This is a genomic window from Methylobacterium sp. 001424705, assembly GCF_059816145.1.
In genome coordinates this window covers 107806-118284 of sequence record NZ_JCBANU010000017.1, presented here as the reverse complement: position 1 = coordinate 118284, position 10479 = coordinate 107806, and the positions used below count along the sequence as shown (strand labels likewise).

Here is a 10479-nt window from a genome sequence, read left to right as displayed (position 1 = left end):
GCGACGCCCCGGGGCGGCTCGTCGGCCAGGCGCAGGGACCCGCCCATCAGCCGCGCCAGGGGCGCGTCGGTGGCGAGCCAGGCGAGGATGGCGGCGCGCAGCGCCAGGAGCGGGCTGGTGGGCGAGCCGGCGGGAGCGGGGGCGAGGCTCATGCGGCGGCCCCGGCACCGAGTTCCTCGACGTTGAGTTCCTCGACCTGGCAGACGAGGTCGCGCCGGCGCCCGTCCGGATCGCCCGCGCTGCGCACGGCGAAGCGGCGCGGGCCGCTGGCGAGGCGCATCGCCGGCGTGATCGTGGGGCCGAAGCGGAACCGGACCCGGTGGGTGGCGACCGCCTCGGCGCGGCCGAAGCGGAGCCGCTCGACCGGGCGCAGGGGCTCGATCGCCCCCCAGAGCAGCGGGCCGGCCTCGAACCGGCGCACCACGCCGCCGAAGCCGTCCGGCGTCTCCACGGGACGTTCGAGCACGAAGCGGCGGCGGCGCGCGCCGATGGGCACGGGGGGGAGGGGCTGGGGCATGGCGGCGATCTCCGGGACGGGGCGCGCTACAGGCGCAGCCGCCGCAGCGGCGCGACCAGGGCGGCAAGGGCGGGCGGCGGGACGTCGTCGCCGGCCCCGTCGCCGCGATGCTCGAAGGCGTGGGCCACGAGGAGCCGGATCGCCTGGGCCAGGGCCGGCGGCAGCGGCGGCCCGGCGCCGCCGTAGCCCGCGTCGACTTCGATCAGGGCGGCGCGCCGGTCGAGGGCCGGCACCGCCGGGTCGATGACGAGGCCGGGCGCCTCGATCCCGTCCGCGCCGGGCCGGACGAGCCCGGCGGCGAGGTCGGTGACGGTGCCGCCGGGATCGACGAGGCCCGTCCGCGCCACGGCCACGAGGGGGCTGAGCGGCAGGGGCAGCCAGCCGTCGCCGGGCCAGGCCGTGAGCATCACGCGGTAGCGCCCCGGCGCCAGGATGCGCCGGGTGGCCACCTCCACCTGCGCCCGGGCCGCCGCGATCAGGCGCTCCACCAGGGGATCCTCGGCCCCGCCATCGTCCGGGTCCAGGCGCAGGACGCCGCGCATCTCCGCCAGCGTCACCGGCTCGACGCGGGCATCGTCGACGCGTATCGGGGTCATCGTCGTCTCCGTGTGGGGGCCGTCCAGGAAAGGGATCCCGATGGCGCGCAACGCTGGCCGGACCCGCCGCGCGGCGCGGCGCGGGGCCCCGGCCCTGCTGGGGCTTCCGGTGCTGCTGGCCGTGCTGGGACCGCCGGCCTCGGGGCTGGCCGGCGCCGTGGTGGGCGGCCGCCCCGCCCCCGAGGCGGCGGGCTCGGCCGTGATGGTGCTGTCCTCGAACGGCGGCGTCTGCACCGGCATCGTCGTGGCGGCGGACGCGGTGCTCACCGCCGGCCACTGCGTGGCGGCCCGGGCCGAGCACCGGGTGCATTACAAGGACGCGGCCGGCGCGCCGGTGCTGGCCGAGATCACGGCCCGCGCGCTCCATCCGGGCTACGATGCGGGTGCGGTGGCGGGGCGCCGCCGCTCGGTCGACCTCGCCCTGGTGCGCCTGGCCGCCCCCTTGCCGGGCCGCTTCGTGCCGGCCGCCCTCAGCGCCGCGCTGCCGCGGGCGGGCGAGCGCCTGACCCTGTCCGGCTACGGCGTCGCCGCCGCCGGGGATGCCCGCAGCACCGGGACCTACCGCAGCGTCGAGCTCGGCGTGATCGAGCCCCACGGACCGAGCCGCCTCCTGGTCTGGCTCGGGGCCGGTCCCGGCGGCGCCAGCGCCTGCCAGGGCGATTCCGGCGGGCCGATCGGCGCGGGGCCCGCCGTCCTCGCGGTCTCCGCCTGGGCCGCCGGCAAGGCCTGCGGCGGCGTCTCCCAGGGCGTCCTCCTCGGGCCGCAGCGCGACTGGATCGACCGGACCCTGTCGGGCTGGGGCAGCGCCGCGCGCTGGTCCGGCGTCTGAACGGGTCTGCGGATGACGAAAGGTCCGCGGAACCAGAGCTTGGCCGAGCCATTGCCTTCCGATAGGCTCCACGCCGTTCTCGTCCAGAACATCGCCGGACGCGGGAGAGACACGATGTTGCCGACCGCGCTGCGCAAGGCTGCCCCCAGCAAGGCTGTGCGCCACACGACCCGTCCCACCCGCCTCCGGATCGGAGCGACGGTGCTGGCGGCGGCCCTCGGCGCGCTGGCGCCCCTGCCGGCCTCCGCGGTGATCAACGGCGAGGTCTCGCGCGATCCCAACGGCCTGCGCGCCTCGGTGGTGCGGATCGAGAGCACCCAGGGCGAGATCTGCTCGGGCACGCTCATCGCCCGCGACCTCGTGCTCACCGCCGCCCACTGCGTCATGCATCAGGCCGGCTACAGCGTGGTGGCGGTCGACCGGGCGTTCCGCTCGCGCCGCATCAACGCCATCGCCTTCGCCATGCATCCCGACTTCGTGCCCGGCACCACGCCGGAGGACCAGCCGGGCATCGACCTCGCGGTCATCAAGCTCGCCGAGCCCCTGAGCGGCGATTTCCAGCCCCTCGATCCCCGCGGCGGCGCCATCAACACCGGCGACGCCGTCGACATCGCGGGCTTCGGCGTGGTCGCGGAGAACCGGCGCAACACCGCCCGGACCCTGCGCCAGGCCCACCTCGTCTCCATCGGCTCGCTGCAGGTCGCCAACCGGGTCACGGTGGTCACCGACCGCCGCCGCATGGCCGAGACGGCGGGGGCCGGTGCCTGCCTGGGCGATTCCGGCGGCCCGATCCTGCGCGGCGGCCCCGGCGGCTACCAGATCGTCGGCGTGGTGAGCTGGTCCAGCGGCGCCATGCGCCAGGACCGGAAGGCCCGCACCGCCTGCGGCGGCTTCACTGCCGTGACGCCCACCGGCGAGCATGCCGGCTGGATCAACGCCCGCGCGGCCGACTTCGCCCGCATGCCCTCCGGCGCCGCCATCGGCGCGACCCGGTCGGACTGGATGGCCAAGCCGGGCCGGCGGTAGGCCGAGGCGCTGGGCGACAACGGCTGCCGACCTACGGGGCCGGGCCGGGCTTGGCGGGGGGCATGCCCGTGCTGCGGATCGCGTCCGCGGTCCGATCCGAGGTGAGGGGGGCTCGCCGGAGCGACAGTCGAACCTGCGGCGATCCACCCCGCCTCCACCGGGTTGTGCAGGCCCTCGTTTGAGAGGGGCACCACGTCGACCGCCGCGCCGTGCTCTCGCTGATGGCGCATCGTCTTCGGACCCTGACCCTGGGAGGCGCCCGACAGGGTCCGCACGCGCAGCCCGTCATCGCCTCGAAGGCCGGCAGCGCCGCCTGGTAGGCCAGGGCGAAGCCGCCCGAGATCATGACGGTCAGGGCGTCCGCGCCATCGGGACGGTCTGCCATCGGATCACTGCCATTCGCGGGAGAGCCGCACGGATGGGGTTCCTGAAGCCTGCCGGTCCCGCCGTCACGCTGGGTCTCGGGCCCGAGCCAGAGATTGATCCCGCTCTTCGGAGCGGACACCCCCGGGCCCGGGGGGCCCGGGGGTGTCGGGCTCACGCCCCGAAGGACAGGAGCTTGATGGCGTCGAAGTCCTGGACGCCGCCGCCGACGCGCTTGGTGGTGTAGAACAGCACGTAGGGCTTGGCCGAGTAGGGGTCGCGCAGCACCCGCAGGCCGGCGCGGTCCACCACGAGGTAGCCGCGGCGGAAATCGCCGAAGGCGAGGGAGAGGCTGTTGGCGCCCGCGTTGGGCATCGCCTCCGCCTCGGCCACGGGGAAGCCCAGGAGGGTGGCCGCGCGGTCGGCGGCCAGGGGAGGCTGCCACAGGTAGTTGCCGTCGGCGTCCTTGAACTTGCGGATCGTGCTCTGCAGGCGCCGGTTCATCACGAAGGTGGCGTTCTGCCGGTAGCCCGCCCGCAGGGCGTAGACGAGATCGAACAGCACGTCGGACGGGTTCGCGGCCGCGAAGCCACCCGACACGCCTGTCGTAACGGTTCCGATCTTGCCCGGCACCCAGGCGGTGTTCGCCACGAGCTCGTAGGTCAGGAAGCCGCGCGGGCGGCTGACCCCGTTGCCGGTGACGAAGGCGGTGCCCTCCTGCTCGGCGAAGGCCGATTCGACCTCGTCGGCGAGCCAGGCATCGATGTCCACGACGGCGTCGTCGAGGAGCGTCTGCGTCGCCGCCGGCATGGCGTAGAGCTCCATGGCCGGGAAGGTCAGCTCGGACAGGACCGGCGAGTCGGTCTGCGGCCGCGGCGCCGTCTCGGCGACCCAGCCCGAGACCGCGTCGCGCACCGAGACCGCGCGCTTGTACTGCCCGCCGGAGATGACCCGGACCGTGGCCAGCGACCGGATCGGCGACAGGGCGGCGAGGCGCGTCAGCACCATGCGCTCGACCTCGGCCGGCACGAGGTAGCCGCCATCCGGGCCGGACCCCGCCGAGAGGGCCTTTTCCTCGAGCCGCTTGAGGCCGCCGCTCTCGCCGGACCGGACGTAGAGGTCGAAGGCCGCCTTGTGCTCGAGGCTGGCCCCGTCGCGCGGCGCCGGCCCGCCCTGGCCCAGGGGCGCGCCACTTCCCAAGGGCGGGCGGCGGCCGTCGAGGGTGAGGCGGTCGAGGCGGGTGCGCGCCGTATCGAGGGCGGCGTCGATGCGGGCGAGCTTCTCCTCGGTGAGCACGTCGCCGGGGGCGCGGCCCTCGATGGCGGCCAGGCGCGCGTCGTTGGTCTCCTTGAACGCCTCGAAGGCGCGGGCGAGCTCGGCCATGGCGGTGCCCACCGCCGGGTCGGACGGGGCCGGATCGTTCGAGGCACGGCCCGCGGCCTTGTCCTCCAGGGGCGGCCAGGCGCCCTTCATCTCGGGCGCGCGCGGGGCGGCGGCGTGGGTCTCGAACGGGACGGGGACGGTCATGCGAACCTCGCGGAGCGGGCGGGCAGGATGGCGGCGGGCCGGGGCCCGGGCCGGGTGGAGGGGGAAGCCGCGCGCCGGGGCGGCGCCATGCGGTGGGCGAGAGCCCGGATGTCCTGCGCCAGGGCGGCGGCGGCCCGAGCCGTGGCGAGGCCCGCCTGGGCCGGGGCGGCGATCCGCGCGCCCGCCTGGAGCGGAAAGGTGACCAGGGAGATCTCCCAGAGGTCGATCGCCTCGAGCCGGCGCAGGCCGCCGCGCTGGGGCTGCGCCCGCACCGTGCGGAACCCGATCGAGAGCCCGTCGAGGCCGCCCGCGCCGAGCAGCGCGTCGAGCTCGCGGGCGCGCTGAACCGCGAGGTTGAGCTGGCCCGCCACCCGCAGACCGCGGGCATCCTCGCGCAGGGCGAGCCAGCGCCCCACCGGCTCGGCCGGATCGTGCTGCCAGAGCATCCGCACCCCCGCGACGCCCCGCGTCGCGAGGCTCTGCCCGAAGGCGCCCGGCGCCACCACGTCGCGCCCGAGATCGGGCACGCCGAACAGGCTGGCATAGCCGGTGAAATGGCCGTCCATGGGAAACTCCGCCGCGTGGTTTGAGAGGGAGACGGCCGGCTCCGGCCTATCCTTCGAGCCGCCGCGAGCAGGACCCTGCGAGGGGACGGGGGGCGGTGGTGAGCACCGGTGCGACGGACCGGGGTGGTTCGCGTTGACCGCTTCGTTCCGCTGTGTACACATCGTGTGTGCACAATGGAGGCGGGTCATGGCCCAGGACGACGAGGCTTCACCAGAGCCGCCGCGAAAGGTCGGCGTGCGCGAGTTTCGCGGCAACTTCGCCGGCTTCATGCGGCAGGTGCGCCACGGCGCATCCTTCGCGGTGACCGCCCACAACGAGGTGATCGCGATCGTGCAGCCGCCCCCACCGTCCCGTCTGCGCCGGCCCGGCACCCTGCGCGGGCAGATCGAGATGGCACCGGATTTCGATGTCCTGCCTCCTGAGCTGCTGGCCGCCATGGAGGGCGAAGATCTGGTGGGCGAAGATTTGGAGGGCGAAGATTTGGAGGGCGAAGATTTGGAGGGCGCGAATTCGGAAAGCCGGGGGGAATGAGGCTTCTTCTCGATACGCACGCCCTGCTCTGGTGGCTGCTCGCGGACCCGAGACTCGGCCAGGCCGCCCAGGACATGATCGCGGACCCCGCCAACGACGTGCTTGTCTCGGTCGCGTCCCTCTGGGAGATCCAGGTGAAGGTGCGGGTCGGAAAGGTGAAGGCAGACCTCGACAGGATCCTCGACGCGGTGCGGGACCAGGGCTTCGACATCATCGGGATCGCCCCGGCGCATCTGCTGGCCCTCGGTGACCTTCCGCGCCACCACGGGGATCCGTGGGATCACCTGCTCATCGCCCAGGCAAACGCCGAGGGCGCCGTCTTCGTCTCCGAGGATCGGCACGTTCCGGCTTATCCCGTGGCGTTCGTCCGCTGTTCCGGGTCGGCGCAGGTGCGGCCGGCCGGCCAGTCCGAGACGAACCCTCCGGCTTTGGACGGGACCTGAGACACGGGATCTGCGGCTTGGGCCGGCGGGCTTGGGCCGGCGGGTTTGGGCCGGCGGACCGTCCGACCTCAGCGCGGCCCGTAGCCCACCGCCTCGCGCTTCTCCGCCTCGGTGAGGAAGTCGGCGGCCTGGACCCGGCGCCACAGGCTCTCGCGCTCGGGGGCCAGGGCCTCGATGGCGTCGAGGTCGGGCTCCAGGCGGGCGGGGCCGAAGGCCGGTTCCAGCCAGTGGGCCAGGGCCTCGGCGGTGCGGCGCACCAGGGGGATCACGGTCTGGCGGTAGAAGGCGCGGTTGGCCTCGGCGTAGTTGGCGTGGGTGTTGTCGCCGGGCAGGCCCAGCAGCAGGGGCGGCACCCCGAAGGCGAGGGCGATCTCGCGGGCGGCCCCGCTCTTGGCCTCGACGAAATCCATGTCTTTGGGCGAGAGCGCCAGGGGCTTCCAGTCGAGCCCGCCCTCCAGCAGCAGGGGCCGCCCGGCATTGCCGGCGCCCTGGTAGTTCGCCTCGAGCTCGCCCTTGAGCCGGGTGAACTGCGCGTCGCTCAAGGTGGAGCCGGCGGCGGTGGCGAAGACCAGGGCGCCGGAGGGCCGGGCGGCGTTGTCGAGGAGCGCCTTGTTCCAGGCCCCCGCCGCGTTGTGGATGTCGAGGGCCACCGCCGCCGCCTCCATCGGGGAGAGGCCGTAATGGTCGTCGGTCGGGTGGAACAGGGTGAGGTGGAGGATCGGGGCCACGCCGTCCGCGCCCTGGTCGAAGCGCAGGGTGCGGCCGCCCACCGCGTAGTCGTAGGCCGCCGGCCAGCCGTCGGGGCCGGGCACCACCCGCATCCGGTCGGGCCGCAGGGCGTGGAGCTCGCGGGGCACGCCGTCGAGGCCCGTGGCCTGGAGGTAGGCGTTGCCGGAGACCATCAGGTGCCCGTAGAGCGATTCGAGCAGGGCCGCGCCGCCCTGGCGCGGGTTCGGCCGGGCCAGCAGCGCCGCCAGAGGGTGCGGCCCGGCGGCGGACGTCCCCGCCAGCCCGAGGGGCAGGGCGGCGGCGGCCTCGGCCACCAGCCGCACGGCCCGGTGCACGATGGCGTTCCTCTGGAAGCCCGCGCGGGCCAGCGCCCCGATGTCCCGCGGCGTCCAGGAGGCCGGGCCCTCGCCGTAGAAGGCGACGCCGAGGCCCGCGAGGGGCGCCGCCTTGCTGTCGGGGGCCGCGGGCGCGGCGCGGCGCACGAGCCGGGAGAGGAGGTTCGCCATCGGGGCCTCGCGGAAGCGTCGGTGTGGACGGGGCGTCAGAGCCGCCGGATGCGCGGCTCGGGGCCGCTGCGCAGGAGGAGATGCGTCAGGGCCCAGACCAGGGCGTCGAGGCGGTCCGGCGAGGCGCCGGAGGAGAGGCCGTCCGGCCCGAAGTCGCAGAGCTCGTCCTCCAGCGCCGGCAGGGCGCCGACATGGTGGACGCGGCCCTGTGCGTAGAGCATCGAGACCGGCTCGGCCCGCAGGTACTTGCCGCGCGTCGCCCGCACGGGGGTCACCGGCACGGCGGCGTCGACCTGGTGCAGGACGGCGGTGGCCATCTCGCCCCCCTGGTTGACCTCGACCACGAGGCTATCGGCCGCGAGACGGTGGTAGAGCGCCAGCGCTGTCGCGGCCCAGGCCTCGGGGGCGGCCCGGCCCAAGGTGGCGTCGGCCAGCACGTAGGCGTGGCCGGCGGCGTCGAGGCCGGCGGCGACGATCCCGCAGGCATCCGCCCCGGCCTTGGAGGAGGCCGGCGGGTCCACCGCCACGACGATGCGGCGCAGGGCCTCCGGCGCCGCCGGGACGCGGGCCGCCTCCAGGCGGTCGCGGCTCCAGAGGGCGTCGGCCCGGTCCGCGATCAGCTCGCCGTCGAGCTCCTGGCGCCCCAGCCGGGTGCCGGCGTAGCGGCCCACCACCGCCTCGAGGAAGGCCGGCGCGAGGTTCGCCGCATTGTCGGCGGTGCGCGCCCGGCTGACCACGGTGCGCGGGTCGGTGAGGATCCGCCGCAGCAGCGGGATCGGCCGGGGCGTGGTGGTGACGAGGCCCCGCGGGCGGTGCCCCAGGCGCAGGCCGAACTGGATCATGTCCCAGGCGGCCTCGGCGTAGCGCCACTTGGCGATCTCGTCCGACCAGGCCGCGCCGAACTGGGGCCCGCGCAGGGAATCCGGCTCCTCGGCCGAGAAGGCGAGGCCGACCGCGCCGTTGTCCCAGTCGAGGCGCCGGCGGGAGGGCGACCAGCGCGGCCGTTGCCCGGCCAGGCCGAGGAGGCCGGAGGGCCCCTCCACCATGACGTCGCGCACGTCCGCGAAGGTCTCGCCCACGAGGGCGATCCGCCCCACCGGCCGGGCGGTGAAGGCCGGGTCGCCCAGGGCCAGGGCGCGGACCCACTCGGCCCCGGTGCGGGTCTTGCCCGCCCCGCGCCCGCCGATCACCGCCCAGGTGGTCCAGTCCGGCAGGGCCGGGCAGGGCGGAAGCTGGTCGTCCCGCGCCGCCAGCAGCCAGTCAGTCGCCAGGGCCCGGATCAGGGGCGGCGGCAGGCTCGCCAGCAGGGCCGGCATCCGCCCGCTCGCCGCCGAGTGCCGCAGCGCGCCGCGCGATCTCCGCGCGCAGGGCGGGCAGGTCGTCACCCGCCCCGTCGCGGGCGGTCGCGTCGTGGTCGCCGGAGCCTGCCCCATCGCTTCCCCCCGCCCCGTCGTCGGTCGTCTCGTCGAGAAGGCGCTTCAGGCCGCCGAGATCCCGCAGGACCCGGGCGCTGTCGAAGGCCGGAGCGCCCGCCGCCCCGTTCAGGGCCGCGTCGAAATGCAGGATCTGCCGGGCGATCTGCGCCCGGAGCGCCGCCCGCATCCGGCGGGGATCGGCGTCCAGCCCCAGGGCGCGCCCGACCTCGCCGGGCCGGCGCCCCTCCAGGCCGCACTGGGCGAACAGGGCCTCGGCCCGGTGCCGGGCGACGCCCAGGGCCTGGGCGAGGTCGCCGATATCGATCCAGTCCTCGCGGTAGAGCCGGGCCACCGCCGCCCGCCGCGCCGGCTTCCAGCGCGCGGGGGTGAAGGCCGTGGAGGCCGTCGCCGCCGCGGGGCGCCAGCCGAAGCGCTTGTTCCAGGTCCGGATGGTGGTGACCCGCACCCCGGTCTCCGCCGCGATGGCGGTGACGGGGCGCGTGGTGTCCCGCATGGCCGCCTCGACGGCCCCCCGGATCGAGGCGACGATCGGCACGAGCTTCGCCATCGCCGTCTCCCGTGCCACTCACACTTCCTGAGCGTGCCCTGTTGATACCCCAGGAGCGTCGCGCTGTCAAACATAAAATCCCATTCATGGACTTTATTCATCGTCGCGCGATGGTGGGATTCTGCCGGGCGCGAAGAGGGCAGACACCCGATGACGACCCGATCCCGGGTCGATGGAACCGCCCGGCGCTCCCCGGTCCCGGGCATCGCGCGGCGGGACGTCCCACGCTTCATTCCGGTCTCGGCCGGCAACGACCGGATGTTCCCTCAGGATCAGGCGTTGAAGCGGCCGGATTGGTTCGATCCTGAGCTTCGTCGCCGCCCGGACATCGAGACGCGCGGACGTCACCGCGGCGTCCGGCGAGCGATCCGTGCCGGCAAACGGACATGATCGAAAGGAGGGCATTGGTGGGACGCCGACGTTTCGAGGCCCCCCGAAAAGACCTGAATGGCATCATCCAAGACGAAATCACAATTTCGTCATCAGTCCTTTGTTAAGACGAATCATCCTGCTCGCCCAACAAGATGATCGGAAGACTTCCGAGTGGACAGCGATGCGCGACGACGCATCGGAGGGAACAGGACATCATGCGCGCCCGCCTGCGTCGTGCCCGGACAAGCCCATCTCCCGGAGAGGGGGCGTGCATGAAGCACCGGCGCAGGCCGACCCTGCACCGGGCGGTGGACGCGCCGATCCGGATTCGCGCACGCGATCGGGGCGGCTTGCGCAGGGTCTAAAAGGCCGGGTGATCGGCCGTGGCGGCCCGCAGAGCCGCGACCGCCGGCCTCGCCGGCAAACCGCGACGCTCCGGGATGATCCGGGTTGATACGCAGATCCAAGATGCAACTACAGTCATGGATTC

General features: G+C 74.8%; 11 protein-coding genes. 4 read left to right on the top strand and 7 right to left on the bottom strand.

The features are described from left to right. Positions 1 to 148: 148 nt before the first annotated feature. Together AC6EUL_RS14300 and AC6EUL_RS14295 are read right to left on the bottom strand one after the other, a co-directional pair. Positions 149 to 517 (bottom strand): head-tail adaptor protein, encoded by a 369-nt coding sequence (locus AC6EUL_RS14300; protein WP_056277422.1) that lies wholly within the window; start codon positions 515 to 517, stop codon positions 149 to 151. 26 nt (positions 518 to 543) lie between these two features. Then, a complete protein-coding gene (locus AC6EUL_RS14295) occupies positions 544 to 1113 on the bottom strand; it encodes a head-tail connector protein (protein ID WP_056277425.1) in 570 nt (189 codons plus the stop codon). 40 nt (positions 1114 to 1153) lie between these two features. Between AC6EUL_RS14295 and AC6EUL_RS14290 the strand changes: the two genes are divergently transcribed. Beyond that, positions 1154 to 1942 carry a S1 family peptidase gene (locus tag AC6EUL_RS14290; protein WP_499870821.1) on the top strand — a complete coding sequence of 263 codons (789 nt, stop codon included), beginning with the start codon at positions 1154 to 1156 and terminating at the stop codon, positions 1940 to 1942. Between the two features lie 114 nt (positions 1943 to 2056). After that, positions 2057 to 2968 (top strand): S1 family peptidase, encoded by a 912-nt coding sequence (locus tag AC6EUL_RS14285; RefSeq protein ID WP_082501477.1) that lies wholly within the window; start codon positions 2057 to 2059, stop codon positions 2966 to 2968. Positions 2969 to 3505: 537 nt separating this feature from the next. Here the strand turns inward: AC6EUL_RS14285 and AC6EUL_RS14280 are convergent. Further along, complete coding sequence (locus AC6EUL_RS14280) at positions 3506 to 4804, bottom strand: phage major capsid protein (RefSeq protein WP_499870826.1); 1299 nt, start codon at positions 4802 to 4804, stop codon at positions 3506 to 3508. Positions 4805 to 4854: 50 nt separating this feature from the next. Then, positions 4855 to 5424: an HK97 family phage prohead protease gene (locus AC6EUL_RS14275; protein WP_056350924.1), complete on the bottom strand. Its 570-nt coding sequence runs from the start codon at positions 5422 to 5424 to the stop codon at positions 4855 to 4857. A gap of 187 nt (positions 5425 to 5611) precedes the next feature. On the opposite strand from AC6EUL_RS14275, the gene AC6EUL_RS14270 reads away from it, so the two are divergent. Beyond that, a complete protein-coding gene (locus AC6EUL_RS14270; protein WP_499870818.1) occupies positions 5612 to 5956 on the top strand; it encodes an antitoxin of toxin-antitoxin stability system in 345 nt (114 codons plus the stop codon). Beyond that, positions 5953 to 6399, top strand: a complete 447-nt coding sequence (locus AC6EUL_RS14265) for a type II toxin-antitoxin system VapC family toxin (RefSeq protein ID WP_499870816.1) — start codon at positions 5953 to 5955, stop codon at positions 6397 to 6399. Before AC6EUL_RS14270 ends, AC6EUL_RS14265 begins: the two co-directional genes overlap by 4 nt. A gap of 68 nt (positions 6400 to 6467) precedes the next feature. On the opposite strand, the gene AC6EUL_RS14260 is transcribed toward AC6EUL_RS14265, so the two are convergent. From AC6EUL_RS14260 to AC6EUL_RS14250, 3 genes are read right to left on the bottom strand one after another with little or no spacing between them, the layout of a single operon-like run. Next, on the bottom strand, positions 6468 to 7634 hold the full coding sequence (locus AC6EUL_RS14260) for a phage portal protein (RefSeq protein ID WP_056211958.1): 1167 nt from the start codon (positions 7632 to 7634) through the stop codon (positions 6468 to 6470). Between the two features lie 35 nt (positions 7635 to 7669). Next, the gene (locus AC6EUL_RS14255) at positions 7670 to 8950 is read right to left on the bottom strand and encodes a DNA-packaging protein (protein WP_499870813.1); all 1281 of its coding nucleotides are present in this window, start codon (positions 8948 to 8950) and stop codon (positions 7670 to 7672) included. Then, positions 8895 to 9635, bottom strand: coding sequence for a hypothetical protein (locus tag AC6EUL_RS14250; protein WP_499870811.1), 741 nt, complete (start codon positions 9633 to 9635; stop codon positions 8895 to 8897). Before AC6EUL_RS14250 ends, AC6EUL_RS14255 begins: the two co-directional genes overlap by 56 nt. Positions 9636 to 10479: the final 844 nt, after the last annotated feature.